The sequence below is a fragment of the Streptomyces sp. NL15-2K genome (assembly GCF_030551255.1).
In the GTDB taxonomy this organism is placed as follows: Bacteria; Actinomycetota; Actinomycetes; order Streptomycetales; family Streptomycetaceae; genus Streptomyces.
On record NZ_CP130630.1, the window covers coordinates 7,565,843 to 7,591,958 of the forward strand.

Annotated in this window: 24 protein-coding genes and 3 pseudogenes; 16 read left to right on the forward strand and 11 right to left on the reverse strand. The window is 67.6% G+C overall.

Features of this window, described 5'->3' with window-relative positions; genetic code table 11:
* Nucleotides 1-33 precede the first annotated feature (33 nt).
* A complete protein-coding gene (locus Q4V64_RS34240; protein ID WP_124439367.1) occupies nt 34-324 on the reverse strand; it encodes a hypothetical protein in 291 nt (96 codons plus the stop codon).
* Between the two features lie 408 nt (nt 325-732).
* On the opposite strand from Q4V64_RS34240, the gene Q4V64_RS34245 reads away from it, so the two are divergent.
* From Q4V64_RS34245 to Q4V64_RS55405, 8 genes and pseudogenes are all read left to right on the forward strand, one after another.
* Nucleotides 733-2,874, forward strand: coding sequence for an ABC transporter family substrate-binding protein (locus Q4V64_RS34245; protein WP_172629135.1), 2,142 nt, complete (start codon nt 733-735; stop codon nt 2,872-2,874).
* A 138-nt stretch (nt 2,875-3,012) separates the two neighbouring features.
* On the forward strand, nt 3,013-4,920 hold the full coding sequence (typA, locus tag Q4V64_RS34250) for a translational GTPase TypA (protein WP_124439365.1): 1,908 nt from the start codon (nt 3,013-3,015) through the stop codon (nt 4,918-4,920).
* Nucleotides 4,921-5,518: 598 nt separating this feature from the next.
* Nucleotides 5,519-6,553, forward strand: coding sequence for an ABC transporter permease (locus tag Q4V64_RS34255; protein ID WP_124439364.1), 1,035 nt, complete (start codon nt 5,519-5,521; stop codon nt 6,551-6,553).
* Nucleotides 6,554-6,639: 86 nt separating this feature from the next.
* A complete protein-coding gene (locus Q4V64_RS34260) occupies nt 6,640-8,448 on the forward strand; it encodes an ABC transporter substrate-binding protein (protein WP_124439363.1) in 1,809 nt (602 codons plus the stop codon).
* Nucleotides 8,449-8,533: 85 nt separating this feature from the next.
* Entirely contained in the window at nt 8,534-9,514 is a 981-nt protein-coding gene (locus Q4V64_RS34265; protein ID WP_124439362.1) for an ABC transporter permease, read from the forward strand.
* 11 nt (nt 9,515-9,525) lie between these two features.
* Nucleotides 9,526-10,587 carry an ABC transporter ATP-binding protein gene (locus tag Q4V64_RS34270; protein ID WP_124439361.1) on the forward strand — a complete coding sequence of 354 codons (1,062 nt, stop codon included), beginning with the start codon at nt 9,526-9,528 and terminating at the stop codon, nt 10,585-10,587.
* Between the two features lie 126 nt (nt 10,588-10,713).
* Complete coding sequence (locus tag Q4V64_RS34275) at nt 10,714-11,829, forward strand: dipeptide ABC transporter ATP-binding protein (RefSeq protein WP_124439360.1); 1,116 nt, start codon at nt 10,714-10,716, stop codon at nt 11,827-11,829.
* 21 nt (nt 11,830-11,850) lie between these two features.
* Nucleotides 11,851-11,952: pseudogene (locus tag Q4V64_RS55405) on the forward strand (glyoxalase); the annotation flags it as partial.
* Between the two features lie 403 nt (nt 11,953-12,355).
* Here the strand turns inward: Q4V64_RS55405 and Q4V64_RS34285 are convergent.
* The 3 genes from Q4V64_RS34285 to Q4V64_RS34295 are packed head-to-tail and all read right to left on the reverse strand — an operon-like array spanning nt 12,356 to nt 13,472.
* Nucleotides 12,356-12,709, reverse strand: coding sequence for a hypothetical protein (locus tag Q4V64_RS34285; protein ID WP_253266873.1), 354 nt, complete (start codon nt 12,707-12,709; stop codon nt 12,356-12,358).
* Nucleotides 12,710-12,735: 26 nt separating this feature from the next.
* Nucleotides 12,736-13,005: a hypothetical protein gene (locus Q4V64_RS34290; RefSeq protein WP_124439358.1), complete on the reverse strand. Its 270-nt coding sequence runs from the start codon at nt 13,003-13,005 to the stop codon at nt 12,736-12,738.
* A gap of 56 nt (nt 13,006-13,061) precedes the next feature.
* Nucleotides 13,062-13,472 (reverse strand): ATP-binding protein, encoded by a 411-nt coding sequence (locus Q4V64_RS34295; protein ID WP_124439357.1) that lies wholly within the window; start codon nt 13,470-13,472, stop codon nt 13,062-13,064.
* A gap of 134 nt (nt 13,473-13,606) precedes the next feature.
* On the opposite strand from Q4V64_RS34295, the gene Q4V64_RS34300 reads away from it, so the two are divergent.
* From Q4V64_RS34300 to Q4V64_RS34325, 7 genes and pseudogenes are all read left to right on the forward strand, one after another.
* Nucleotides 13,607-14,491, forward strand: coding sequence for a helix-turn-helix transcriptional regulator (locus Q4V64_RS34300; RefSeq protein WP_124439356.1), 885 nt, complete (start codon nt 13,607-13,609; stop codon nt 14,489-14,491).
* Between the two features lie 11 nt (nt 14,492-14,502).
* The gene (locus Q4V64_RS34305) at nt 14,503-14,697 is read left to right on the forward strand and encodes a DUF397 domain-containing protein (protein ID WP_124439355.1); all 195 of its coding nucleotides are present in this window, start codon (nt 14,503-14,505) and stop codon (nt 14,695-14,697) included.
* Between the two features lie 22 nt (nt 14,698-14,719).
* Nucleotides 14,720-14,903, forward strand: a pseudogene (locus Q4V64_RS55410) (hypothetical protein); the annotation flags it as partial.
* A 21-nt stretch (nt 14,904-14,924) separates the two neighbouring features.
* Entirely contained in the window at nt 14,925-15,314 is a 390-nt protein-coding gene (locus tag Q4V64_RS34310; RefSeq protein WP_124439354.1) for a VOC family protein, read from the forward strand.
* Between the two features lie 60 nt (nt 15,315-15,374).
* Nucleotides 15,375-15,878, forward strand: coding sequence for a DinB family protein (locus Q4V64_RS34315; RefSeq protein WP_124439353.1), 504 nt, complete (start codon nt 15,375-15,377; stop codon nt 15,876-15,878).
* Nucleotides 15,879-16,006: 128 nt separating this feature from the next.
* Nucleotides 16,007-16,960 carry an IS481 family transposase gene (locus Q4V64_RS34320; protein WP_172629134.1) on the forward strand — a complete coding sequence of 318 codons (954 nt, stop codon included), beginning with the start codon at nt 16,007-16,009 and terminating at the stop codon, nt 16,958-16,960.
* Nucleotides 16,961-16,998: 38 nt separating this feature from the next.
* Nucleotides 16,999-17,936: pseudogene (locus Q4V64_RS34325) on the forward strand (IS5 family transposase).
* Nucleotides 17,937-17,964: 28 nt separating this feature from the next.
* Here the strand turns inward: Q4V64_RS34325 and Q4V64_RS34330 are convergent.
* Entirely contained in the window at nt 17,965-18,462 is a 498-nt protein-coding gene (locus Q4V64_RS34330; protein ID WP_124439351.1) for an SgcJ/EcaC family oxidoreductase, read from the reverse strand.
* A gap of 64 nt (nt 18,463-18,526) precedes the next feature.
* Here Q4V64_RS34330 and Q4V64_RS34335 point away from each other — a divergent pair, with 64 nt between their 5' ends.
* Complete coding sequence (locus Q4V64_RS34335) at nt 18,527-18,991, forward strand: MarR family transcriptional regulator (protein WP_124439350.1); 465 nt, start codon at nt 18,527-18,529, stop codon at nt 18,989-18,991.
* 118 nt (nt 18,992-19,109) lie between these two features.
* Here the strand turns inward: Q4V64_RS34335 and Q4V64_RS34340 are convergent, their stop codons facing one another.
* The 6 genes from Q4V64_RS34340 to Q4V64_RS34365 form a co-directional block, all read right to left on the reverse strand.
* Nucleotides 19,110-19,565, reverse strand: a complete 456-nt coding sequence (locus Q4V64_RS34340; RefSeq protein WP_124439349.1) for an ASCH domain-containing protein — start codon at nt 19,563-19,565, stop codon at nt 19,110-19,112.
* 44 nt (nt 19,566-19,609) lie between these two features.
* Complete coding sequence (locus Q4V64_RS34345) at nt 19,610-20,725, reverse strand: serine hydrolase domain-containing protein (RefSeq protein WP_124439348.1); 1,116 nt, start codon at nt 20,723-20,725, stop codon at nt 19,610-19,612.
* A 302-nt stretch (nt 20,726-21,027) separates the two neighbouring features.
* On the reverse strand, nt 21,028-22,074 hold the full coding sequence (locus Q4V64_RS34350) for a dipeptide ABC transporter ATP-binding protein (RefSeq protein WP_124439347.1): 1,047 nt from the start codon (nt 22,072-22,074) through the stop codon (nt 21,028-21,030).
* A gap of 26 nt (nt 22,075-22,100) precedes the next feature.
* A complete protein-coding gene (locus Q4V64_RS34355; protein WP_124439346.1) occupies nt 22,101-23,138 on the reverse strand; it encodes an ABC transporter ATP-binding protein in 1,038 nt (345 codons plus the stop codon).
* Nucleotides 23,139-23,209: 71 nt separating this feature from the next.
* Entirely contained in the window at nt 23,210-24,190 is a 981-nt protein-coding gene (locus Q4V64_RS34360; protein WP_124439345.1) for an ABC transporter permease, read from the reverse strand.
* A 96-nt stretch (nt 24,191-24,286) separates the two neighbouring features.
* Nucleotides 24,287-26,047 carry an ABC transporter substrate-binding protein gene (locus Q4V64_RS34365; protein ID WP_124439344.1) on the reverse strand — a complete coding sequence of 587 codons (1,761 nt, stop codon included), beginning with the start codon at nt 26,045-26,047 and terminating at the stop codon, nt 24,287-24,289.
* Nucleotides 26,048-26,116: the final 69 nt, after the last annotated feature.

The window sequence follows — 26,116 nt, forward strand, 5'->3', positions numbered from 1 at the left end:
TTGCTCCGGGCGGTTCAGGGGGCGTGGCGCGGTTCAGGGGGCGTGGCGGTCGCGGGCGCCGAGTCCCTCGTCGTCCGAGTCGACCCACAGCGAGTCGTCGTAAGGCGTGTCGGGGATGGTGACGAGATCGGGGCGCTTGGGCGCGGCGGGCGTGGAGGCCGCCTCACGCAGCAGCGCGACGCTCTCGCGCAGGTGCTCGGCGTCGGTGCGGACCCGGCGTATCTCCAGGCCGCCTCCGCCGATCTGCTGTTCCAGGCGCCGCACCGACCGGTTCAGGTCGTCGAGGCAACGCTGGACTGACGTCAGTTCGTCGTGCACGGACATGACTTGCCCTCACTTCCGCGGGTTTCTCAGGCCCAAGGCGGCAACGTTCATGCGCCTGCGAGTGTTGCGCGTCACACCGGCCGGTGGGAAGTCGTGTGCACCGATTGGCTGGGGTGCGTTGGTGCGTTCCGGTCCGGACCGGGAGTGCCCGACCGGCGCTGAGGGGACTTCCCGTTGCGCCGTACGGGTGGCTTCCCGGCTCTCGTCGTCGTGTCGCCTCGGTTGGTGAACCCTTTCCTCTTCAGTGTGTGGCCGTAGATCTGATCAGCTCCATATACCCCCAAAAGGGACCATAACCCTTTTTCCTCGTGCTGCGGCTTCCGGAGGTACACAGAGATGGCCCACGACGGCGTCGGACCTAGGCCCCCTCGCCAATCTCCCGCCTGCCGCGCGGGGTCTGGCACAGTCATGCGCTCGGTCGCCTTCCTCACCACGGGTGCGCTCGCGGTGTCCGCGCTCGCCGGATGCAGTTCCGAGGACCAGGCGGGCCAGCCACTCGCCGGGCAGGACATCGCACCCGCCGCCCGCGCGCGGGTCGCCGACGGCGGCACCCTGCGCTGGGCCGTGGACGCCGTACCGGAGACGCTGAACACCTTCCAGTCCGACGCCGACGCGGCCACCACCCGGATCGCCCAGGCCGTGCTGCCGTCGATGTTCCGGCTGGACGAGAACGGGCGGCCCGAGCGCAACCCCGACCACCTGGAGTCCGCCGAGGTCATCGAGACCGAGCCGAAGCAGGTCGTGCTGTACAAGCTGAACCAGCAGGCCGTGTGGAGCGACGGCCGGGAGATCGGCGCCGCCGACTTCGCCGCCCAGTGGCGTGCCCTGTCCGGCAAGGACACCGCCTACTGGACCGCCCGCAACGCCGGCTACGACCGCATCGAGAAGATCGAGCGCGGGGCGAGCGACCTGGAGGTCAAGGTCACCTTCGGGCGGCCGTACGCCGACTGGAAGTCACTGTTCTCGCCGCTGTACCCGAAGGACGTCATGGGCACGCCGGACTCCTTCAACGACGGGGCCAGGACGAAACTGAAGGTCACCGCCGGTCCCTTCACCGTGAAGAAGGTCGACCGCAAGGGCGACAAGGTCACCCTCACCCGCAATCCGCGCTGGTGGGGTCACCCCGCCAGGCTCTCCGAGATCGAGCTGCGTGCCGTACCCCGCGGCAAGCGGGCCGCCGCGCTGGCCGCCGGGAAGCTCGATCTGGCCGAGATCGATCCCGAGGCCGCCGGGCGCATCACCCTCGCCGCCCGCGCCCATGCCAGGGGCAAGGGCACCGCCACCCCGCTCCAAGGGCCGGGCCGCACCGGCGAGAAGCAGTCCGGGAAGATCACCGCGTGGGAGCGTCAGCAGGCGGCCCTCCGCGGCTTCGAGGTCCGCAAGTCCCTGGAACCCGCCTACACCCAGCTCGCCCTCAACGGCGCCAAGGGTCCGCTCGCCGACGAGCGCGTCCGCCGTGCCGTCGCCCGCGCCCTCGACCGCGAGGAACTCGCGAAGGCCGTCCTCAAGCCGCTGGGGCTGCCCGCGGTGCCCGTCGGCAGCCACCTCGCGCTGTCCGGCCAGGCCGCCTACGCCGACAACAGCGGCTCGCTCGGCGACCAGGACACCGAGGAGGCGCAGGCGCTGCTCGCGGACGCCGGGTGGGTGCCCGGTGGGCCCCTCAAGAAGGAGAAGAAGAAGGGCGAGAAGGCGGCCGGAGGGGAGGGGGAGAAGGCCGAGGAGTCCGAGAAGCCCGACAAGACCGAGTCCGACAAGACCGAGGAGGAGTCGGAAGGCGGCGACGAGGGGACGTACATCGTCGGCGAGGACGACGAGGACAACAAAGCCGACCACGACAAGAAGCACGACAAGAAGCACGAGGACGGCTCGGCGCAGCTCGCCCAGGAAGGCAAGCAGTACGGCAACAACCAGAAGCCGGACGGCGCCCCCGGCGCCTACGCCCCCATGGGCACCGCCGCCCCCGCCGGCGCCGCGGCCCGTCCGCTCGCCAAGGACGGAAAGCCGCTCACGCTCCGCTTCGTGCTCCCCTCGGGCTCCGGATCGGCGACTCTGCGCACCGTCGCCGGCCGCATCAGCCGCATGCTGGAGAAGGTCGGCATCCGTACCGAGATCTCCAAGGTCTCCGACGAGAGCTACTTCAAGGACCACATCGCGTCCGGCCAGTACGACCTCGCCCTGTACTCCTGGCCCACCTCCGCCTTCCCCGCGACCGACGCCCGCCCCATCTTCGCCAAGCCCGTCCCGGCCGCCGACGGCTCCCTGAACGTCGAGCAGAACTTCACCCGGGTCGGCACCGACCAGGTCGACCAGCTCTTCGACCAGGCCATCGGCACGCTCGACGAGGGCGAGAACCGGAGCCTGATCCGCAAGGCGGACTCCCGCATCTGGGCCGCCGCCGGCTCGATCCCCCTCTACCAGCGGCCCCAGCTGACGGCCGCGCGGAAGAACCTGGTGAACGTCGGCGCCTTCGGCTTCGAGACGCCGGTCTACGAGGACATGGGCTTCCTCAAGAAGGGCGCGAGGCCCGCGGCGGGCCCGTCGAAGAAGTGAGCCGCATGGGCCTGTGGAGGCCGCTTCTGTCAGGGCCACGTACCATGGGGTGAGGCCGTGGCGTGTCCAGCCCGGCAGGGTCCGCGTAACACAGACGTACGCGCAGGCCATCCTCACACTCCGGGAGAACGCCGCAATATGGCCACGCGCCACGACATCCGTAACGTCGCCATCGTCGCCCACGTCGACCACGGCAAGACGACCATCGTCGATGCCATGCTCAAGCAGGCCGGTGCCTTCGCCGCGCACGCCGCCGAGAATCTCGACGACCGCATGATGGACTCGAACGACCTGGAGCGTGAGAAGGGCATCACGATCCTCGCCAAGAACACGGCGGTGAAGTACCACCCGAAGGCCGGCAGCGACGTCATCACCATCAACATCATCGACACCCCCGGCCACGCCGACTTCGGCGGCGAGGTCGAGCGCGGTCTGTCGATGGTCGACGGTGTCGTGCTTCTCGTCGACGCCTCCGAGGGCCCGCTGCCGCAGACCCGGTTCGTGCTGCGCAAGGCGCTCCAGGCCCGCCTGCCCGTCATCCTGTGCATCAACAAGACGGACCGGCCGGACGCCCGCATCGACGACGTCGTGAACGAGACGTACGACCTCTTCCTCGACCTCGACGCCGACGAGGAGCAGATCGAGTTCCCGATCGTCTACGCGTGCGGTCGTGACGGCGTCGCCTCGCTGACCAAGCCCGAGGACGGCACCGTGCCGAGCGACTCCACCAGCCTGGAGCCGTTCTTCTCGACGATCCTGGAGCACATCCCGGCACCTACGTACGAGGAGGCCGCCCCGCTCCAGGCCCACGTCACCAACCTCGACGCCGACAACTTCCTCGGCCGTATCGCGCTGCTCCGCGTCGAGCACGGCGAGCTGCGCAAGGGCCAGACCGTGGCCTGGATCAAGCGCGACGGCACCATCAGCAACGTGCGCATCAGCGAGCTGATGATGACCGAGGCGCTGACCCGGAAGCCGGCGGAGAAGGCCGGTCCCGGTGACATCTGTGCCGTCGCCGGTATCCCGGACATCATGATCGGCGAGACCCTCGCCGACACCGAGAACCCGATCCCGCTCCCGCTGATCACGGTCGACGAGCCCGCGATCTCCATGACCATCGGTACGAACACCTCGCCGCTGGTCGGCCGCGGCGGCACCGGCAAGGGCGCGGACGCGAAGGCGGCCGTCAAGGACCGCAAGGTCACCGCCCGGCAGGTCAAGGACCGGCTCGACCGCGAGCTGATCGGTAACGTCAGCCTGCGCGTGCTGGACACCGAGCGGCCCGACGCCTGGGAGGTCCAGGGGCGTGGTGAGCTGGCGCTCGCCATCCTGGTCGAGACGATGCGCCGCGAGGGCTTCGAGCTGACCATCGGCAAGCCGCAGGTCGTCACCAAGGACGTCGACGGCAAGACGTACGAGCCCGTCGAGCGCATGACCATCGACGTGCCCGAGGAGCACATGGGCGCGGTCACGCAGCTCATGGGTGTCCGCAAGGGCCGGATGGACAACATGTCCAACCACGGCTCCGGCTGGGTCCGCATGGAGTTCGTCGTGCCGTCCCGCGGCCTGATCGGCTTCCGCACCGAGTTCCTGACCGGCACCCGCGGCACGGGCATCGCCCACTCCATCCACGAGGGCTTCGAGCCCTGGTTCGGCACCCTGCAGACCCGTAACAACGGCTCGCTGGTCGCCGACCGCGCCGGTTCCGTCACCGCCTTCGCGATGACGAACCTCCAGGAGCGCGGCGTGCTCTTCGTGGAGCCGGGCACCGAGGTGTACGAGGGCATGATCGTCGGCGAGAACTCGCGCTCCGACGACATGGATGTCAACATCACCAAGGAGAAGAAGCTCACCAACATGCGGTCGTCCACGGCCGATGTGACGGAGTCGATCGTTCCGCCGCGCAAGCTGTCGCTGGAGCAGTCGCTGGAGTTCTGCCGGGACGACGAGTGCGTCGAGGTCACCCCGGAGGCTGTTCGCATCCGCAAGGTGAACCTGGTCGCCCGCGAGCGCGCCCGCGCCGCGAGCCGCGCCAAGCACGGCTGATCACGCACCACTTGAGCCCGGGTGTCCCCAGCGTGGGGGCACCCGGGCTTCTTGCAACCCTTTTTGGAAGATCTTCGCATCAGCTGTGACTGAATTGAGATTTGAAGACGGGTGGCCGGTAGTTGGCTGATGGCAGATAGTTAGCCGCGTAACGCTCGGGTCAATGGGTCTCGCGCTGTGGGGACAGTGCCGACTCACGAGCACCAGGGGGAGTCTGACCCTCCGTCAGGGGTGTCGGAGGAAAGACATGTTGCCCCCTCCTGTCGGTGAACGCGGAGTCACGAGGAGGAGTCCCATGCGCGGTGTCACAAGCACCAGGTGGGTCACAGCGTCGCAAGCCGTCAATCGTCCGCTCCTGTACGGCGATCGGCTCTGACGATCCGGCCGGCCGCCTAGTGCGTTCCTTGGCCTACGCGCGTCCGGTTGCGGGTTTCCCGACTTCTTAGGGGCTCCTGCGTAGGGGTGCCTTCTTAGGGGGCCCTGCTTCGGGGTGCCTGCTTCCGGGTGCCTGACGCTCCTTCATGATCCGGTCCGCGATCGCGCACGTCCTGCGGCGGTCGCCGGCTCGGCACACCCACATCTGTGAAATGGGCGAACTGTGACAAGTCCTATCGACATTGAGGGCGGCGGGACGCCGGTCGTCGTCGACGGCGAACCGGAGCCGAAGAACAAGACCGAGGACCGGCGGTTAGTGGGCCGGTCTCCCGGCCAACTGATGTGGATCCGCTTCAAGCGCGACCGCACGGGCGTGATCTCGGCCTGCGTGGTCGTCTTCGTCTTCGCGCTCGGACTGCTCGCCCCGGTGATCTCCAAGCTGTACGGCAAGGACCCGTACACGGTGTACGCCGACGAGCGCCCCGAGCTCTTCGACAGCGCGGGGGTGCCGCTGCAGCCCAACGGCGGTATCAGCGGGGAGTTCTGGTTCGGTCTGGAGCCGGGCAACGGCTACGACGTCTTCACCAAGCTGATCTACGGCATCCGGAACTCGCTGATGATCTCCGTCGCGGTGACGATCGCCGTCATGGTCACCGGCATCATCCTCGGCGTCGCCTCCGGCTACATCGGCGGCAAGACCGACTGGTTCATCGGCCGGCTGATCGACTTCCTCCTCGCCTTCCCCTCGCAGCTGTTCTTCATCGCGAGCATGCCGGTCGTGGTCTCGCTCTTCGTGAGCCCCGGCGACGAGACACCGACGTACGTCCGGGTCGTCGCCATCATCTCCGTGCTGTGGTTCCTGGGCTGGATGAGCCTCGCGCGGATCCTGCGCGGCACCACGCTCGCCCTCAGGGAACGGGAGTTCATCGAGGCGGCCAAGGTGAGCGGGGCATCGCCCTGGCGGATCATCCGCAAGGAGATCCTGCCGAACGTGGTCACGCCGATCCTCGTGCAGGCCACCTACCTGCTGCCCAACTTCGTGACCATCGAGGCCGCTCTGTCCTTCCTGGGCGTCGGCATCGTCGAACCGACGCCGGACTGGGGGCAGATGTTCGCCAAGGCCTCGACCGAGCTCGTGATGCAGAACGACATCACCTACATGTTCTTCCCGGGCTTCTCGATGATCGTCTTCATCGTCGCGTTCAACCTGCTCGGGGACTCGGTCAGGGACGCCTTCGATCCCAAGACGGCGCGCTGACCCGAAGGTTGTGGGCGTCCTCGCCCGGATACCGGATGGCACTTTTCGTCGCACTGGTGACACACAGATGGGTGGGAATCAGACAGATGAGTAGGGGCGGACGCCGCATTCACGCCGCACTCTCACTGCTCGCGGCCGGGGCTCTCGTGCTCACGGGCTGCAGCGAGGGTGGCAGCAAGAACGGCACGAACGACAAGAAGGACCAGGAGAACGCCCAACGGCAGCAGACGACCATCGAGTTCGGTGACGCCGCGGCCTCCACCGGGCCCGCGCCGGACGTTCCCGGCGCCAAACCGGGCGGCACCATCTCGGTGCTGGCCCGCGACAGTTACGCCCACCTCGACCCGGCGCAGATCTACGTCCAGGACGAGATGGCGGTCTCGCAGTTACTGCACAGAGGGCTCACCGGCTACAAGGCCACCAGCGATGACGGCTCCAAGCACGTCCTCGTCGGCGACCTCGCCACCGACGCCGGCACCACCTCGGACGGCGGCAAGACCTGGAAGTTCACGCTCAAGGACGGCATCAAGTTCGCGGACGGCTCCCCGATCACCGCCACGGACGTCCGCCACACCTTCGAGCGCCTCTTCGCGCCGTTCATCAACCAAGGCCCGTCCTACGTCCAGCAGTGGCTGGCCGACACCTCCGGCGCCACCTACCGCAAGCTGCTGGAGGGCGGCCCCTACAAGGGCAAGCACCTGCCGGACAGTGTCCTGGAGACGCCGGACAGCAAGACGGTCGTCTTCCACTTCAAGAACCCCCACCCCGACCTGCCGTACGCGCTGGCCATGGCCGGCTACTCCGTGGTCTCCCAGAAGGCCGACACCAGGGAGAAGTACGACCGGGCGCCGATGGTGACCGGCCCGTACAAGATCCAGTCGTTCAAGTCCGGCAAGTCGATGGTGCTCGTCAAGAACACCAACTGGGACCCGAAGACCGACCCGCTGCGCCACCAGTACGTGGACCGGTTCAACATCACCTTCAACGTCCAGTACGAGCAGTCGACCAAGGCGCTCCTCGCGGACAACGGCACCGACCGGACCGCCGTCAGCTTCAGCAACCAGGTCGACGCGGGCAACCTGTCCAAGGTCCTCAGGGACCCGAACATGAAGTCCCGGACCGTCAGCGGCTTCCAGCCGTACGTCGGCCAGGTCAACATCAACATGAGCCACCCGGAGCTGAAGGACAAGAAGATCCGCGAGGCCATCGCCCACGCCCTGCCGGTGACGCCGTTCGTCCGCGCCTACGGCGGCACCGAGGCCATGGAGGTCGCCGGCGGCATCCTCAGCCCGACCGTCAGCGGCTACGACCCGAACTTCGACCCGTTCGGCAAGAAGAAGAAGCCCGCCGGTGACCCGGCCAAGGCCAAGAAGCTCCTGGAGGAGGCCGGCAAGGTCGGCATGAAGCTGACCTTCGGCTACATCAACATCCCCGAGGGCCAGCAGTACTCCACCGCCATGGCGGCGGGCCTGGAGAAGGCCGGCTTCGACGTGCAGCGCCAGGAGATCCCGGCCGAGACCTTCTACGACGAGGTCAGCAAGCTGGACAACGAGTTCGACATCTTCCACACCGCGTGGGGCGCCGACTGGCCGTCCGCCTCGACCGTGATCCCGCCGCTGTACGACGGTCGCGTGATCGCCGAGGGCGCGCAGAACTACTCGCAGGTCAACGACCCGCACGTGAACTCGGAGATCGACCGCATCAACAAGATCACCGACCCGGCGAAGGCCGCCGCGGAGTGGGAGAAGCTCGACAAGTACCTCCTCACGGAGGTCGTGAACGTCGTCCCGACCGCGTACTACAAGCAGGTCCAGATCGCCGGCTCCAAGATCGGCGGCCTGGTCTACGACGACGTGATCAACGGCGTCGACCCGCGTCGCCTGTACGTCAAGTAACCCGCCCGCCCGGTGCCCGGCGCGTCCCCGACCAGGGGTGCGCCGGGCACCACCGGCCCGCCGACGTCAGAGAGCTGCCACTGCCATGTTGCGCTTCCTCGTCCGCCGGATCCTCGGCGCCGTCGTCATCCTCTTCCTGCTGAGCATCGTCACGTTCCTGCTGTTCTTCGGCATGCCACGAGATCCGGCGCTGCTGATGTGCGGCAAGACATGCGATCCGGCGCAGCTCGAGAACATCCACCAAGTGCTCGGCCTCGACAAGCCGGTCCCGGAGCAGTTCTGGCTCTTCCTGCAAGGCCTGGTGATGGGGCGCGACGACTTCTCCCAGGGCCCCTGCCCGGCACCGTGCTTCGGCTACTCGTTCCACACCAACGAGCAGGTGTGGAGCACGCTCGTCGACCGGTTGCCCACCACCCTCTCGCTCACCCTGGGCGGTGCCGTCTGCTTCCTGATCCTCGGCCTCGGCACCGGACTCCTCGCCGCCTGGAAGCGCGGCACGCTGATCGACAAGACGGCGACGGCCGGCGCGATGGTGATCAGCTCGATGCAGATCTATTTCCTCGGCCCGCTGGCACTGGCGGTCTTCGTCTACCAGACCCAGCTGTTCGACCGGCCCGCCTACCACGAGTTCACCGCCGACCCCCTCGCGTGGTTCACCGGGCTGATCATCCCGTGGGTGATCCTGTCGACCATCTTCGCCGCCCAGTACACGCGTATGTCCCGCTCCGCGATGATCGAGCAGCTCCAGGAAGACCACGTGCGCACCGCCCGCGCCAAGGGCATGTCCCGCAAGTACGTCTTCTTCCGCTACGCCTGGCGCGGTTCGCTGATCCCCGTCGTCACCATCTTCGGCGTCGACCTCGGCTCCCTGCTCGGCGGCGCCATCATCACCGAGTACACCTTCGGCCTGCCGGGCCTCGGCCGCCTCGCGGTGGACTCCGTGGTCTTCAGCGACCTGCCGCTGCTGCTCGGCGTGATGCTGTTCGCCGCCGCCATGATCCTGCTGCTCAACATCGTCGTCGACGCCGCGTACGCCTTCATCGACCCGCGCGTGCGGCTGGCCTAGGAGCGCACCTCGTGACCACTGAGACCAAGGAAGCCGGTGCTCCCGTCCCGGCCGGCGCGGACGCCTTCCTCTCCGTGCGGGACCTGCACGTCAGCTTCAGGACCGAGGACGGTGTCGTACGGGCCGTCGACGGGCTCTCCTTCGACCTGGCCAAGGGCAGGACCCTCGGCATCGTGGGGGAATCGGGCTCCGGCAAGTCCGTCACCAACCTGACCGTCCTCGGGCTGCACAACCCCGTGTTCACCACCGTCGAGGGCGAGATCCTCCTGGACGGCCAGGAGCTGACCACCGCCCGGGAGTCCGAGCTGGAGAAGCTGCGCGGCAACAAGGTCGCCATGATCTTCCAGGACCCGCTCACCGCGCTGTCGCCGTACTACACGGTGGGCCGGCAGATCGCCGAGCCGTACATGAAGCACACCGGCGCCTCCAAGAAGGCGGCCTGGGAGCGTGCGGTGGAGATGCTCGGCAAGGTCGGCATCCCCAACCCGAAGCAGCGGGCCAAGGACTATCCGCACCAGTTCTCCGGCGGTATGCGCCAGCGCGCGATGATCGCGATGGCGCTGGTCTGCGATCCGGACCTGCTGATCGCCGACGAGCCGACGACGGCCCTGGACGTGACGGTCCAGGCCCAGATCCTGGACCTGTTGAAGGACCTGCAACAGGAGTTCGGCTCGGCGATCATCTTCATCACGCACGACCTCGGGGTCATCGCCGACATGGCCGACGACATCATGGTGATGTACGCGGGCGGCGCGATCGAACGCGGCACGGTGAACGAGGTCCTGCGCTCGCCCCAGCATCCGTACACCTGGGGGCTGTTGAACTCCATGCCCCGCCTGGACTCGGACCTCGGCACCCCGCTCGCCCCGATCCCCGGCACCCCGCCGTCACTGCTCACCCCGCCCTCCGGCTGCCGCTTCCACCCCCGCTGCACCTTCCAGGACCGGGTCGGCGGCGCCCGCTGCGTGAACGAGCGCCCGCTGCTGGGGCCGGACCGCGCCTCGGCGTGCCATCTCACGGCGGAACAGAAGCGGACCATCTTCGCGGAAGAGATCAAGCCCCGACTGGGGTAGAGGACTTGGACGTGGGCATGGACGTGGGCATGAACATGCTCTGGGACATGAGGCCACCGTCATGAAGAGGCCACCGCCACGAAGAGGACACCGTCATGAAGAGGACACCGTCATGAAAGAGGAGTCATGAAAGAGGACCTCGTCCTCCCCGCCCCGCGCGAGGCCGCCGCCCCCGCAGCCGGCGATCCGCTGCTGGTGGTGGAGGGCCTCACCAAGCACTTCCCGGTCAAGGGCGGCTTCCCGATCCGGCGGACCGTCGGTGCCGTGCAGGCCGTCGACGGCATCGACCTCACCGTGCACGTCGGGGAGAGCTTCGGCCTGGTGGGGGAGTCGGGCTGCGGCAAGTCGACCACGGGTCGGCTGATCACGCGGCTCCTGGAGCCGACGGCCGGCACGATCTCGTACCGCGGCCAGGACATCAGCCACGCCTCGCGCAAGCAGCTGGCGCCGATCAGGTCCGAGATCCAGATGATCTTCCAGGACCCGTACTCCTCGCTGAACCCGCGGCAGACGGTCGGCAAGATCATCTCGGGTCCGATGGAGATCAACGACATCAACCCGGAGGGCGGCCGCGAGAAACGCGTCCGCGAACTACTGGAGATCGTCGGCCTCAACCCCGAGCACTACAACCGCTTCCCGCACGAGTTCTCCGGCGGCCAGCGTCAGCGCATCGGCGTGGCCCGCGCGTTGGCCCTGGAGCCGAAGCTGATCGTGGCGGACGAACCGGTCTCGGCCCTCGACGTCTCGATCCAGGCCCAGGTCGTGAACCTGCTGCAGAAGGTCCAGCAGGAACTGGGCATCGCGTTCCTCTTCATCGCCCACGACCTGGCAGTGGTCCGCCACTTCTCCCAGCGCGTGGCGGTGATGTACCTCGGCAAGATCATCGAGCTCGGCGACCGCGACTCCATCTACACCCGCCCCCGGCACCCCTACACCCACGCCCTGCTGTCCGCCGTACCCGAGGTGAGCCTCGAGGACGGGGACACGGGCCGGCGCGAGCGCATCCGCCTCGCCGGGGACGTCCCCTCACCGATCTCCCCGCCCTCCGGCTGCCGCTTCCGCACCCGCTGCTGGAAGGCACAGGACAAGTGCGCGACGGAGGAACCACCCCTGATCCAGCTCTCCGGCAACCACGACGGCCACCTGACGGCCTGCCACTTCCCGGAGGAGCCGACGATCGAGGGGCGGGACGAGGACATCGTGCTGGATCCGGCGTTGGCGGCGTTGGAGGATGACTCCTGACCGGCTTGGAGGGGGCGGGAGTTGCTGCATCACGTGGAACTGTGGGTGCCGGACCTGGAACGCGCGGCCGCCTCGCGGGGATGGCTGCTGGAGCGGCTGGGATACGAGCGGTACCAGAGCTGGGCAGCGAGGGCCCTTGGACCGACGAGGACTCCGACCGCGAGATGCGCACCGCACGCGCCGGATGCCATCGCCCTGGACGACTGCCACACTTGCCTGCTCACGAAGAGCAGGCGCACTCCGTTCCCCGCTGCCGAGGCCTGGCGGGCCCTGGCCGGGACATCCGCGTCAGGGTCGTGAGAGCGCGCCGCTCCGCTCCGGTCAGGCCGTGTCCCCCAGGTGGACGACGGGGGATGCCCCCCCCGGGCTGCCCGGCTATCCGCGCCGCGCATAGAGGTGCTCACCCAGTAATTGGCAGATCTGTTCCACCGGCACGGCCACATGACCTGGTGTTTTCCTTCGCGGGGGTGGAACAGATCTGCCAATCACCCCGTTACCTTCCGCAGCGGGGCTCCCGGCCTGCAAGTCAGCGGTTCAGGTCGACGACACGGGTGAAGTGCTTCTCGTAGAGTTCAGGGCGGACCGTCGCGATGAACGGCTCCTCATACTCCTCGCCCACCCGCCGTGCCGCCTCCACTGCCGCAGCGGCACCGAACGGAAGCCCCGCCTCGTGGAGTTGGCAACAGGTCAGTACGCCGGAGTAATCGAGGTCCACCGTCGCGATGCCGAGCTGCCCGACATGGACGGCGATGCCCGCCCGTTCGCGCTCGGCCTCGATGACACTGAGTACCGGAGTGTGCAGGAACAGGAACGGCTCCAGCCGGGCTGCGTGCACCAGCCCGGAGACCTGGCGGTTTCCGCCGAGTGCCAGCAATGTCATGTCATCGAGGATGTAGTGCTCTCGGATCACGCCGCGCCCTGCTCGGCCGCGTAGTGCGCCACGACCTGTCCGCGCACGTTGCGCAGCACTTCGATGCTGGACTCGTCCGTGACAGTGACACCGAAGTGTTCGGCGAGGTAGTCGGCGGTGTGGGCGGCGCGCTCCTGCAGCTCGGAGGGGGTGAGCGTGCTCTCGGCGAACTCCTCGATCAGGCGGCGCATGGTCGTCCCGCGCGCCTCAGCGAGGACGGCGAGACGGTCGCGGGTCTTCGAGTCGACCTTGATCGTGGTGTCCATGGCGGGAGTATACCGGCCGGAATGCCGAGTCTGGGGTCGGACGAGCTGTGACCGGCTCATGCCTCCTCTCCCTTCGGTGTGACGCTGAACCACACCGCTTTGCCGTACGGATAATCCCGTACGCCCCACTCGTCGGCGCATGCCTCGACGATGCCGAGCCCGCGTCCGCGCTCGTCGTCGGCGGCCGGCGCGCGGGGCGCAGGTGTGCCGGGAGCGTGGTCCCACACGGTGACCCGGAAGTCTTCCGGGGTGCGCTCCATGCTGACGCAGGACTCCACGGGGGAGTGGTGGTACGCGTTGGTGACGACTTCCGACACCAGCAACTCGACCGTGTCGACGATGCAGTTGAGCTTCGCGGCGGCGAGGATGCTGCGGATCGTGGCCCGGACCACGCGGACGGCGCGGGGGTCGTGGGGGATGGACAGGCCGTAGGTCCAGAGGGAGGTGGGGGATTCGGGCGTGCGCATGTGGCAGCCTCCAGTTGTGTGCCTGCTGTGACTGGCGCCATACGTAAAGTAGCGGGTTAGGTTGTGAATACTCAACCTCCTTGTGGAGGGTAGGTTGTGGGATACCCCTCGGCGAGTGACGATGAGGAGGCCGCATGGGGCTCAGGGCGAATCCGACGTATCGACAGCGACGCTTCGGCGCTGAGGTGCGAGCCATGCGCGAGAAGGTTGGGTTCACTGCCGCACGTGCGGCAGAGGTGATGGGGATGAATGCCTCTCACATCAGTACCGTCGAGGCGGGGCGGACCGGTCTGTCCGCAGACAGGTTGCAGCGACTCGCCGCAGCCGTGGGTAGCGAAGACTCCACCTATGTGGACGCGTTGGCCGAGCTAGGTGGCGCGTCGGGCAAGGGATGGTGGACGGAGTACCGGGACCGCGTGCGTCCCTCGCTCCTGGACCTGGCGGAGTTGGAGGACGGTGCGGCCGAAGTCGTCTGCTACGAACCGTTCTTCGTGCCGGGTCTGCTCCAGACTGAGTCGTACGCGTCAGTGATTCACCGCCAGGGGTACGCGAAGGCGAAGGCAGCCGAGCACGATTTGGCGGTTGAGTTCCGAGTCGCCCGTCAGCGAATCCTCCGGGAGGAGAAACCTCCCCGGGTCCACGCCATCGTCCACGAGGCGGCGCTGCATCCGTCGTACGGAGACAGGCGTGTCATGCGTGAACAACTGGTGCGGCTGATCGAACTGTCACGCCTGCCCCACGTCAACGTTCAAGTGCTGCCCTTCGATGGTCCCGTGCCATTCGGAACGTCCTTCACCATGCTTCTGCCACCAGTGAGGCGACTCGGCACGGTGGTCGTCGCACATGTCGAAAGATCCTTGTATCTGGGGGACGTTGAGGCCCTTGCCCGGTACACCGACCTGTTCGCTAGGCTGCGGGAAGCGGCGCTCCCGACTGTGGACGTGTCCGTACCACCTGAGGGACATCTGGCCAAGGACTCCTTGGGGCTGATCCAGAGACTCCTTTATCCCCTCCTCTGAAGAAGGCGAGCATGACCGGGTTGCGGTGGCAGAAGTCGACCTACAGCGAAGGCGGCGCCGACACCTGCGTCGAGCTCGCCCGCGACGACACCAGCACCGTCCACCTCCGCGAGAGCGACACTCCCGGCATCGCCCTCACGTCCGCTCCTTCCGCTCTCGCGGCACTGCTCGACGGAATCAAGAGCGGGGCGCCGGCCGACCGTTGAGCCTGCGGCGGCTGACCGCACGATCAGAGCAGCGTGGCTCGTTCCCCGCCTTCCCGTAGCGCCGGGCGGAGGAACCACCAAGATCCAGCTCTCCGGCAATCACGACGGCCACCGCCTGTCACTTCCCGGAGGAGCCGACGATCGAGGGGCGGGACGAGGACATCGTGCTGGATCCGGCGTTGGCGGCGTTGGAGGATGACTCCTGACCGGCTTGGAGGGGGCGGGAGTTGCTGCATCACGTGGAACTGTGGGTGCCGGACCTGGAACGCGCGACCGCCTCGTGGGGATGGCTGCTGGAGCGGCTGGGATACGAGCGGTACCAGAGCTGGGCGGACGGGTGCAGTTGGCGGATGGCGGAGACGTACCTCGTGCTCGAACAGTCACCGGCGCTGCGTGCCGCTGAACCGTACGACCGTATGCGCCCGGGCCTGAACCACCTCGCCTTCCACGTGCCGAGCCGCTCGGCTCTCGACGCCCTGGTCGAGGCGGCGCCCGCACACGGCTGGACTCTGCTCTTCCCGGACCGACACCCGTACGCGGGCGGGCCGGAGCACTGTGCCGCGTATCTGGAGGACGGGGACGGGTTCGAGGTGGAACTGGTCGCGAAGGACTCCTGAGCGGCAGGACTTCGCTTATTGGTTCGACAGCGGGACGTCGGCCTCGCCATGCTCCTCCCGATGACAAGAACCGATACTCCTCCCGCATGGGACGAGCGCACCCAGCTGACCACCTTCCTCGACTACGCCCGCCACACCGCCCGCGCCAAGAGAAAGGACGCATCGGCGGAGGGCGCCCGAACGGCACTCCTGCCGGGCTCACCCCTCATGACGCTGTGCGGGCTGATCAACCACCTGCGGTGGGTCGAGTACTACTGGTTCCAGGTGGTCTTCCTCGGCGAGGAGGACGAGGGCCCTTGGATGGACGAGGACCCCGACCGCGAGATGCGCGTCGCGGTCGACTTCCCGCTGAAGGACCTGATCGCGGAGTACGACGAACAGGCCGCCCGGTACCGGGAACTGGTCGCCGCGCACGACCTGGACACCAAGGCGCAGCGCCCGATACGCGACGGCCGGCACGTCGACCTGCGCTGGATCCTCCTCCACCTGATCGAGGAGACGTCCCGGCACAACGGTCACTTGGACATCGTTCGGGAGTTGGTCGACGGCACCACCGGTGCCTAGGGCACTAGGTGTGCTGTCCCGGGACGTTGGTGACGGGCGACACGCCTTGAGCGGTCCTTGAAAGGGGTGAGGGCCTCTGGGTTCGGTGTGGATTGCGACATCTACAACCGGCACCCAGGAGGCCCTCGTTGTCCCACCGTAACGCCCCGCTGACTCCGACCGGCAGGCTGCGTCTGGCCCGGTGCGTCGTCGACGACGGCTGGCCTGTGTGGCGGGCCGCAGAGCGCTTCCAGGTCAGTCACACCACCGTGGCCCGATGGGCCGGCCGCTACCGCCACCACGGCGCCGAAGGCATGCACGACCGCTCCAGCCGCCCCCACCGCTCACCCCGGCAGACGCCCGCCACGGTTGAAGCAGAGGTGGTGCGGATACGGCGCGAGCACCGCATCGGACCACTTCGGCTGGCCGCCCGCACCCAGATCGCCGCGTCCACCGCCCACCGCATCCTCAAGCGCCACGGCATGCCCGCGCTGGCCGCTGTGGACCGGGCCACCGGCGAGCCTGTGCGCCGCTACGAACGCTCCCGGCCCGGCGAATTGATCCACATCGACGTCAAGAAACTCGGCCGCATACCCGAGGGCGGCGGCCACAAGACCCTGGGCCGTGCCGAAGGCCGACGCAACCGGACCGGCACCGGCTACGCCTACCTCCACACCGCCCTGGACGACCACTCCCGCCTGGCCTACACCGAAGACCTGCCCGACGAGACCGCCCCAACCTGCGCAGCCTTCCTCACCCGCGCCACCGCCTGGTTCGCCGCACACGACATCACCGTCGAACGCGTCCTGACCGACAACGCCTGGGCCTACACCAAGAACACCTGGCGCCAGACCTGCCACGACCTCGGCATCAGCCCCCGCTGGACCCGCCCCTGGCGACCGCAGACCAACGGCAAAGTCGAACGCTTCCACCGCACCCTGCTCGACGAGTGGGCCTACCACCAGCCCTACACCTCAGACGCCGAACGCCAGACTGCGTTTCCCGACTGGCTGGACTGGTACAACTACCACCGACCCCACACCGGCATCGGCGGCCACACCCCAGCCAGCCGCGTCACCAACCTGTCCGGTCAGCACAACTAGGCCGTGTCTCTTCGATCACGTAGCTCGTTGCTCTGGTCATGCTCAGCAGGGGGGATCTGACTGACGACGAGTGGGCAGTGCTGGAGCCGCTTCTGCCGGTGAGCAACAACCAGTGCGGCCGGTGGCGGGATCACCGCCAGGTGATCAACGGGATCATTCACCGGCTCAGCACAGGGGTGCAGTGGCGTGAACTGCCTGAACGCTTCGGCCCGTGGAAGACCGTGCACAAGCGCCACTTGCTGTGGTCGGCGGACGGTACGTGGGAGATGCTGCTGCAGCATGTCCAGGCCGTCGCCGATGCCGAGGGTGACATCGACTGGGACGTCAATGTCGACTCCAGTTCGGTGCGCGCCCACCAGCATGCGGCCGGGGCGCCCAAAGCCCCGCCGCCAACACCGCCCACCACCTCAAAGGGGGCGCAGGAAGGACCGGTGCAGGTGCCGGTGGCGGTGAGCCTGCGGCTCCTGCTGGAGGAGGCGGTGCGGCAGGTGAGGCTCTCGGCCGCTCCCGCGGCGGGCTTACCACGAAGATCCACTTGGCTGCGGAGGGCAAGTGCCGCCCGTTGTCAGTGGTCATCACGCCTGGACAGAGGGCTGACTGCATCCAGTTCGAGTCGGTCATGGACAAGATCCGCGTCCCTCGCGTGGGACGTGGCCGTCCGCGTCGCACGCCGGACAGCGTGGCTGCGGACAAGGCGTACAGCAATCGCAAGATCCGCTCCTACCTGCGGCGTCGTGGCATCCGGCATGTGATCCCGGAGAAGAAGGACCACAAGGCCGCCCGCCTGCGCCGGGGTTCACGCGGCGGACGGCCTCCGGGCTTTGACAAGGACCGGTACAAGGAGCGCAACACCGTCGAGCGGGTGATCAACAAGCTGAAGCAGTTCAGGTCTGTCGCCACTCGCTATGACAAGCGCGGATACGTCTTCCGGGGCACCGTCACCGCCGCCGCGCTCCTCATCTGGCTCCGATCGTGACCGGAGAGATAGACCCTGGTCCACGCCGTCACGGCAGCGTGACCTCGCGCGCCCTGCCAATACCGAAGCGCTGCGCCAGCCGAGTCATGGCCTGTGACATTGTCGATGGCATCGAGTCCGGCTCCGGGATGGTCACCGGTCGCTGCCGGCCGTTCTGGATCGCGGCTATCCGCCAGCCCTCCGGCGTGCGGACGCAGACGATGATCTGCCGCGACAGCCGTCGCTTCGGCAGCTTGCTGCGCCAGGGCATGAGAACCGATCCGTTAGCTACCAGCACGGCCACGGAATCGGTGATGAAGCGCAGCGATTCGATCTCGCCGACCATCGCCGATCCGGCGATCACGCCGCGGAACAACTTGTCGTGGTTGTCCTGCAGCTGCGCCGCGCCGGCCGCCCAACTGCCGTCGTAGGACACATAGTCGGCGTCCTTGGTGAACAGTCGCCCGAACCCGGCGGAGTCCGCTTCCGTCCAGGTCCTGCAGTACTCCGCGAAGAGCTCGCAAATCTGGGTCTCCTGGGTGTCCATGCCGTTCTCCCGCTCTCTCTACCTGATATATTTCGTTCGGACAAACTAAATGTATGGAGCGAGCATGGGACCGTCAAGGGAAGAACTTCTCGCCGAACTCGGGGAAGCGGGACGGGTGCACAGCAATGCAGCCGTCATGTATCACGCGGCGATCAGCGCCCGGATGGGCCTCAGCGCGGTCGAGGAGAAGACGCTCGACTTGCTCCAGCGGTCGGGCGCACTCAGTGCTGGCGAGCTGGGAGAACTCACTGGCCTGGCACCAGCCTCCGTGTCCGGGTTGATCGACCGGCTGGAGCGCAAGGGGTTCGCCCGCAGAGTGAAGGATCCAAAGGACCGCAGGCGGGTCAATGTCGAGATCGATCCGGCCACCAATGCCCGGTTCGCACCGCTCTTTGCCCCCTTCGCAGCTCAGCTGGCTGACCTGTACGCGGAGCACTCGGACGCGGAGCTCGCTCTGATCCTCGACTTCCTCCATCGCTCCGCGCAGATCCAGCGGGAAGCCACCCGTGCCCTCACAGAACAGGAGTGACGGTCAGACTGCCGGCCAGACTCATCGTCAGTCAGGTCCCTACCGGGCATGACCAGAAGCGAGCCCACCTGATCGAAGAGACACCGCCTAAGGGTGAGAGCCCGCCGCTCCGCTCTGGTCAGCCGGTGCCGCGAAGATCGGCGATGAGGCGGAACCGTTGGAGAACGGCCAATGTGGAGTCGTCCACGGTGAACGCCGGGTCGTCCATCGCGGCCCGCATCTCATCGCTGTGCCAGAACTTTTCGTGGTCCGCCCGCCAGTCAGCCATGGTGGTGTGGCCCTCGCCCTCGTCCCGTGCATGGTCGAGGTCGACCTGAGCCAGCGGGACGACGCGTACGTCGGTCACTTCGATGACGGCCACCGGGTGTTCCGCCGAGTCGACGACCACGGCACGATTCCCGACTACCGGCAGCGCCTCTCCCTCGTGCTCGTAGTCGTCGACGAGACCTGTGGTCGAGGTCTTGGAACCGTTGAGGATGGCCGCGACGAGTTGATCGCGCAGCGGGCCTGGGAAAGCGAATTCGGCCCTGGGCAGCGAGGCGAGCTCTGCGGGTGGGACGGAGTCAGTCGTCATGCCGTCACGGTAACCGCCGGCTGTCGGGGAAGCACGCGCCCGGCTCAGCCGCAGAAGGCCTCGTTCAGGAGCGCGTCGACGGCGTCGTCGGGGTCGGCGCGGAAGTCGGGCGTGAGCGCGACCGTGACCCGGCGGCGCCGGTCCTCCGTGGAGAACGACCAGGACTGGTAGGCCAGGGCATCCCCGTCGTTGCCGTACACACGGACCCCGCACGAGGTGTCCTGCCAGGCCAGCCCCAGCCCGTACTTCCTGTGCGCGACACCCGGTGTCTTCATTTCGTCGAGCAGGTGCCCCGGCAGGAGGCGCCCACCGAGCAGTGCGGCGATGAACCGGTTGAGATCCTTTGCCGTGGAGATCATCTCCCCACCTGCGCCCATCACCGACGGATTCATCGCTGTGTAGTCGACGAGGCGCGTCTCGCCGTGCCGCTGTATCGGCACGTAGCCGTGCGGATGCGGCCCGCGAATGTGCGGGGACGTCCCCGGCAGCAAGGTGTCGCGCAACCGCAACGGTCGGATGACCCGGCGCTCGATCTCCTCGGCGTACGACCGACCGGTCACCTTCTCGATGATCTGGCCGATCAGGAGGTACCCGGTGTTCGAGTACTCGTAGTCGGAACCCGGCGGTTGGAACGACGGCGGGTTGGCCACCGCGCGCCGAACCTGCTCGGCCGCAGTCCAGGTCCGCCACCGGTCGTCCAGAAACTCCGGCTCTGGCGGCATCGGCAGCGTGCGCTTGTAGTCATACAACCCACTTGTGTGGTTGAGCAGCTGCCGCACGGTGATGCGGTGACCGTCCGGGACGGCTCCGGGCAGCCACGCTTCGACCGTGTCGTCCAGCTGCAGCCGGCCTTCGCCGACGAGTTGCAGAGCGACGGTGGCGACGAACGTCTTCGTGATGCTGCCCACCCGGAACTGGCCGCGCACCGGGACCGCCCGCGTCGTGCCCAGTTCGGCGACCCCGCTGGTGCCCCGCCACACACCCCGCTCGTCACGCACCTCCACCAGGGCACCCACCGCGCCGGTGGCTACGACGTCGTCCAGCCGCTTCCGCAGCCCCTCGCGATCAGTTTCCTCCGGCGCGGCAAGGGCAGCACTCGGCGCCGCAATCACCGCCAACGCTGTCGTGGCCGTCACCAGCGCCCGATGCACTCGCTTCATCCCGATTCCCCTGTGAGCTCGTCAAGAACGATCCTTGCGCAACGAGCTTGCTGGAAGGGCCGGGCAGCCACGATGGGGCTCATCGCCGTATCCGGCCGGGGGTTTTCCCCACCCGCCACAGGAACACGAAGGGCTCCAGCCGGGCCGACAACACGGCCTTGTCCGTGCCCAGGCACAGATGAAGGCCCGCGCCTTGAAGAGGCACGGGCCTTCGTTCCCCTGGATCGGACGTTCATGGGCTCGGGTCAATGGGCCGGGAAAGTCCGTTCCATAAGGAGGCGGCTGACGGAAATGGGGTGTTGTCAGACCGCCGCCTCGGGGTCCTTGGAGAGACGGGGAGCGGGCACGGTCTCCGCTGTCTCCGGGTAGTGGCAGGCCGTCAGATGGCCGGGCTTGTTGCCCTCGACCTGCACCAGCGGCGGTGCCTCGCTCGCGCACTTGTCCGTGGCCTTCCAGCAGCGCGTGCGGAAGCGGCAGCCGGAGGGCGGGTTGATCGGGGACGGCACGTCGCCCTGGAGCCGGATGCGCTCGCGGGCCGGCACGTCCTCCGCCGTGGCCTCGGGTACGGCGGACAGCAGGGCCCGCGTGTAGGGGTGGCGCGGATTGCCGTACAGGTCGTCGCGGTCGGCGATCTCCACGATCCTGCCGAGGTACATCACCGCGACACGCTGCGAGAAGTGCCGTACCACCGCCAGGTCGTGGGCGATGAAGATGAACGCGATGCCCAGTTCCTGCTGGACCTTCTGCAGCAGGTTCACGACCTGGGCCTGGATGGAGACGTCCAACGCCGAGACCGGCTCGTCCGCCACGATCAGCTTCGGCTCCAGGGCCAGGGCGCGGGCCACGCCGATGCGCTGGCGCTGGCCGCCGGAGAACTCGTGCGGGAAGCGGTTGTAGTGCTCGGGGTTGAGGCCGACGATCTCCAGTAGCTCGCGGACGCGTTTCTCGCGGCCGCCCTCCGGGTTGATGTCGTTGATCTCCATCGGGCCCGAGATGATCTTGCCGACCGTCTGCCGCGGGTTCAGGGACGCGTACGGGTCCTGGAAGATCATCTGGATCTCGGACCTGATCGGCGCCAGCTGCTTGCGGCCGGCGTGCGTGATGTCCTGGCCGCGGTACGAGACCTTGCCGGCCGTCGGCTCCAGGAGCCGTGTGATCAGCCGGCCCGTGGTCGACTTGCCGCAGCCCGACTCGCCGACCAGACCCAGGCTCTCGCCCTCGGCGACCTGGAAGTCGAGCCCGTCGACGGCCTGCACGGCACCGACGGTCCGGCGGATCGGGAAGCCTCCCTTGATCGGGAAGTGCTTGGTCAGACCGCTGACGTCCAGGAGGGGGTTCGCGTTGCTCATGATGGTGAAGTCCCGTCTCTTGTACGTCAGTTGTGCCGGGATCCGGCGAAGTCGGCGAAGAGCTCCCCGCGCTCGTCCGGCGCGAGGTGGCAGGCGGAACCCCGGCCCTCCACGACCTCGAGCACCGGCTGCTGAGAGGAGCACAGCCCGCCGGCGACCTTGTCGGTGAAGGCGCACCGCGGGTGGAAGCGGCAACCGGAGGGCGGGTTGAGCAGCGAGGGCGGCGAGCCCGGGATCGGCGACAGCGGCACGTCCACGGGGCCGTTCAGGCTCGGCATGGAGCTCATCAGGCCCAGGGTGTAGGGGTGCTGCGGGCTGCGCAGCACCTCCTGCTTGGTGCCGCGCTCCACGCACCGGCCGCCGTACATCACCAGCACGTCGTCCGCGATGTCGGCGATGACCCCGAGGTCGTGCGTGATGAAGACGATCGCCGTGCCGAACTCCTGCTGGAGGTCCTTGAGCAGGTCCATGATCTGCGCCTGGACCGTCACGTCGAGGGCCGTGGTGGGCTCGTCCGCGATCAGCAGCTCGGGGTCGCACACCAGCGCCATCGCGATCATCGCGCGCTGGCGCATACCGCCGGAGAACTGGTGCGGATAGTCGTCCACCCGGACGTCCGGCTGGGGGATCCCGACCCGCTTCAGCATCTCGATGGCCCGCGCCCGGGCCTCCTTCTTGGAGGCGCCGGTGTGCTTGCGGTACGTCTCGCCGATCTGCTTGCCGATGGTGTGGTACGGCGACAGCGAGGCCAGCGCGTCCTGGAAGATCATGGACATCTTGTTGCCGCGCAGCCGCTCCAGTTCCCGCTCGGAGGCGGTGAGCAACTCCTTGCCGTCCAGCAGGATCTCGCCGTCGATCGAGGTGCGGTAGCGGTCGTGCAGGCCCAGGATCGTCAGGTTGGTCACGGACTTGCCGGAGCCCGACTCGCCCACGATGCCGAGTGTCTTGCCCTTGGCGACATCGAAGGAGAGCCCGTCGACGGCCTTGACGGTGCCGTCCTCGGTGGAGAAGTGGACTTTCAGGTCCCTGACGGAGAGGAAGGGCTGCTGATCGGTGCTCGTCACGGGGACGCTCCTGGGGGTGATGCGAGAGATCGCCGGGTCGGGCGGGTGGGAGGAATACGGCGGGGCGGAGGTCAGGCGAGCCGGATCCGCGGGTCGATGAGGGCGTAGACGGCGTCGACGATGATGTTGAAGAACACGATCGCGCTGGCCGCCAGCACGGTGACGCCCAGCAGCATGGGCAGGTCGCTCTGGTCCACGGACTGCACCGCGAGCCGGCCGATGCCCTGAAGGCTGAAGGTCGACTCGGTGATGATCGCGCCGCCGATGAGCGTGCCCAGGTCGATGCCGAACAGCGTGACGATGGGGCCCATGGCGCCACGCCAGGCGAACCGGAAGAACACGTTCGACCGGGACAGGCCCTTGGCACGGGCCGTGCGCACGTAGTCCTCGCTGAGCTGCTCGACGAGCTGGGAGCGGGTCATACGGGTGTAGTTGGCCGTGAAGATGACCGCGAGCACCAGCCAGGGCAGCAGCAGGCCGGAGAACCAGGCCGCCGGGTCGTCGCTGAACGGGGTGTACGACGGCTGGTCGAGCACGCCCAACTTGGCGACCAGGAAGAACATCGCGATGTAGCCGATGAAGTAGATCTGCAGCGAGGAGCCGATCAGCGACGCCGAACTGGCGAACTTGTCCAGGAACTTGCCCTGCTTGAGGGCCGCGAGCATGCCCGCGCCGACACCCAGGATCAGGAAGACGACGGCCGCGCCGAAGGCGAGCGAGAGGGTCGTCGGCAGCCGGTCCATGATCGTGCCGAAGACGGGCTCGCGGTTGGCGAAGGAGTAGCCGAGGCACGGGGCGTCGCAGTGGCCGTAGCCCGCGTACTCGCGCCCGGCGAAGACGCCTACGAGCCACTCCCAGTACTGGGCCGGGATCGGCTTGTCGATGCCCAGGTTGTGCCGGATCTGCTCAAGGGCCGCCGGCGTGCAGTTCTTGCCGCAGGACATCAACGCGGGGTCACGCGGAACGGCGTAGAACAGCCAGAAGGTGATGGCACTGATGATCAGCAGGATGACCATCGCGCCGGAGACTCGGCGGACAAGGAAGCGGAACATGGGGCGTTGACTTTCCGGACGGGGCGCCGTCGCCGGGGGAGAAGAGGGGGTGGGCCGCAGGGAGGGGGCGGCCGCTGGTGGCCGCCCCCGAACCGCTTACTTCTTCGCGTAGAGCTTGCAGAGCGCGACGCAGGTGTTGCCGGCGTCGTACACCACGTTGCCGACCTTGGATCCGTACATCCAGTTGCGGATCTTGTGGTAGTCGGGGACGACCGCCGCCAGCTCCATGATCTGGCGGTCGACGGCGCCCCAGGCCTTGTTGGCCTCCTCCACGTCCGCGATCTTGGCGGCCGCGTCGATCGCCTTGTTCACGCTCGGGTCGTTCAGCTGGGCGTAGTTGCTGCGGCCGTCGCCGATGTTCTTGCCGCTCCAGCACGGGAAGAAGACCGAGTAGCCGTTCGGCCAGTCCGGGCTCCAGCCGGCGCCGAACAGGTCGAAGTCGTTGTCGATCTTGCCGATCTGCGTGTAGAAGGTCGACTTGTCGACCTGCTTGTTGACGACCTTGAAGCCGGCCGCTTCCAGGGCGTTCTTGACCGCGACAGCGACCTTCACCTGGGTGTCCGACGACTGGTAGGCGATGACCAGCTTCTGGCCCAGCTTGCCGGCCTCCTTCAGCAGGGCCTTGGCCTTGACCGGGTCGCCACCGGGCTTCTTGGTCACGCCGTAGAGGTCGAACTTGGTGTAGCCGGGGGTCACCGGGCTGAGGATCGTGGTGGCGACCTCGCTGGTGGAGGCGCCGCCCTGGATGGTCTGGATCTGCTGGTGCGGCCAGGCGTGGTTGATGGCCTGGCGGACCTTGAGGTCCTTGACGCGGGTCATGTTGATCGGCCAGTAGTAGGTGACCGTGTCGACCTGGATGAGGACGCGCTTCTTCAGCGTGGCGTTGGTGAGGACCTGGGCGATGCGCTCGGGGGCGACCTCGTTGAAGATCGACATCGAGTACTGGTCGTTGCCCTTGTCCGCGATGTAGCGGTCGGTCGAGGCCAGCAGCTCGTAGCCGAACTGGAAGACGAACTTGTCCGGGTAGGCGTTGCGGATCGAGTCGGTCTTCGGGTCCCAGTGCTCGTTGCGCACGTAGGTCATCTGCTTGCCGATGCTACGGCTCTGGATCTTGTACGGGCCGCAGGAGAACGGCTTCTTGTCGTACTTCTCCTTGGTGTCCTTCGCCTTCGACACCAGGGAGTAACCGGGCATGGCGAGCGTGTAGTTGAAGTCGGTGCGGGGCTCGGTGAGGCGGAAGGTGACGGTCTTGCCGTCGATCTCGACCGAGTCGAGGCTCTTGCCCTCGAAGGGTCCCTTGTACTTGTCGCCGCCGACCAGCCAATTCTGGACGTAGCGCGGACCCTCGGTGATGAACGAGGCGAAGAGGCGCTCGAAGGTGTGGCGGATGTCGTCCATGGAGACGTCCGAGCCGTCCTCCCACTTCAGACCGTCCTTCAGGGTGAAGGACCAGGTCTTGCCGCCGTCCTTCATCGTGCCGGCGTCGGTCGCGGCGTCGCCGACCAGGGTGGCGCCGCCCTTCTCGTCGATCTTGTAGCCCGTCAGGCCACGCATGATCGGCCGGGTGATGGCGCCCTCGGTCGAGACGTAGATCTGCGCCGGGTCCAGGTGGTCCATGTCGAACTGGTCCAGCGAGTAGATCGTCCCGCCCTTGACCGCGCCCTTGACCTCCGGCGCCGGGCCGGTCGAGTCGGCCTTGGTGCCGACCGGGATCTCCATGGTCTTGGAGCCGCTGACCTTGGGGGCGTCGTTCTGCCCGGAGCCGCCGGAGCTGCTGCCGCCGCAGGCGGTCAGCACCGACGACGAGGCTGCGGCCACCCCGGTGGCGATCAGGAAGTTTCTGCGGGAAAAGGACATGGTGAGCCTGCCTAGTGAGTCAATCGGGACGAGTGGACCAGCCGGACGTCGTTGAGCCGGACCGGTGAT

What these genes read in the sequence shown, in the direction of transcription:
- Q4V64_RS34285 (WP_253266873.1), bottom strand. Translation starts at nt 12,709, where the DNA reads ATGACATTGCTGGCACTCGGCGGAAACCGCCAGGTCTCCGGGCTGGTG.
- Q4V64_RS34245 (WP_172629135.1), top strand. Translation starts at nt 733, where the DNA reads ATGCGCTCGGTCGCCTTCCTCACCACGGGTGCGCTCGCGGTGTCCGCG.
- Q4V64_RS34300 (WP_124439356.1), top strand. Translation starts at nt 13,607, where the DNA reads ATGGGGCTCAGGGCGAATCCGACGTATCGACAGCGACGCTTCGGCGCT.
- Q4V64_RS34345 (WP_124439348.1), bottom strand. Translation starts at nt 20,725, where the DNA reads ATGAAGCGAGTGCATCGGGCGCTGGTGACGGCCACGACAGCGTTGGCG.
- Q4V64_RS34295 (WP_124439357.1), bottom strand. Translation starts at nt 13,472, where the DNA reads ATGCGCACGCCCGAATCCCCCACCTCCCTCTGGACCTACGGCCTGTCC.
- Q4V64_RS34335 (WP_124439350.1), top strand. Translation starts at nt 18,527, where the DNA reads ATGGGACCGTCAAGGGAAGAACTTCTCGCCGAACTCGGGGAAGCGGGA.
- Q4V64_RS34330 (WP_124439351.1), bottom strand. Translation starts at nt 18,462, where the DNA reads ATGGACACCCAGGAGACCCAGATTTGCGAGCTCTTCGCGGAGTACTGC.
- Q4V64_RS34365 (WP_124439344.1), bottom strand. Translation starts at nt 26,047, where the DNA reads ATGTCCTTTTCCCGCAGAAACTTCCTGATCGCCACCGGGGTGGCCGCA.
- Q4V64_RS34290 (WP_124439358.1), bottom strand. Translation starts at nt 13,005, where the DNA reads ATGGACACCACGATCAAGGTCGACTCGAAGACCCGCGACCGTCTCGCC.
- Q4V64_RS34305 (WP_124439355.1), top strand. Translation starts at nt 14,503, where the DNA reads ATGACCGGGTTGCGGTGGCAGAAGTCGACCTACAGCGAAGGCGGCGCC.
- Q4V64_RS34350 (WP_124439347.1), bottom strand. Translation starts at nt 22,074, where the DNA reads ATGAGCAACGCGAACCCCCTCCTGGACGTCAGCGGTCTGACCAAGCAC.
- Q4V64_RS34240 (WP_124439367.1), bottom strand. Translation starts at nt 324, where the DNA reads ATGTCCGTGCACGACGAACTGACGTCAGTCCAGCGTTGCCTCGACGAC.
- typA (WP_124439365.1), top strand. Translation starts at nt 3,013, where the DNA reads ATGGCCACGCGCCACGACATCCGTAACGTCGCCATCGTCGCCCACGTC.
- Q4V64_RS34360 (WP_124439345.1), bottom strand. Translation starts at nt 24,190, where the DNA reads ATGTTCCGCTTCCTTGTCCGCCGAGTCTCCGGCGCGATGGTCATCCTG.
- Q4V64_RS34315 (WP_124439353.1), top strand. Translation starts at nt 15,375, where the DNA reads ATGACAAGAACCGATACTCCTCCCGCATGGGACGAGCGCACCCAGCTG.
- Q4V64_RS34340 (WP_124439349.1), bottom strand. Translation starts at nt 19,565, where the DNA reads ATGACGACTGACTCCGTCCCACCCGCAGAGCTCGCCTCGCTGCCCAGG.
- Q4V64_RS34265 (WP_124439362.1), top strand. Translation starts at nt 8,534, where the DNA reads ATGTTGCGCTTCCTCGTCCGCCGGATCCTCGGCGCCGTCGTCATCCTC.
- Q4V64_RS34275 (WP_124439360.1), top strand. Translation starts at nt 10,714, where the DNA reads ATGAAAGAGGACCTCGTCCTCCCCGCCCCGCGCGAGGCCGCCGCCCCC.
- Q4V64_RS34260 (WP_124439363.1), top strand. Translation starts at nt 6,640, where the DNA reads ATGAGTAGGGGCGGACGCCGCATTCACGCCGCACTCTCACTGCTCGCG.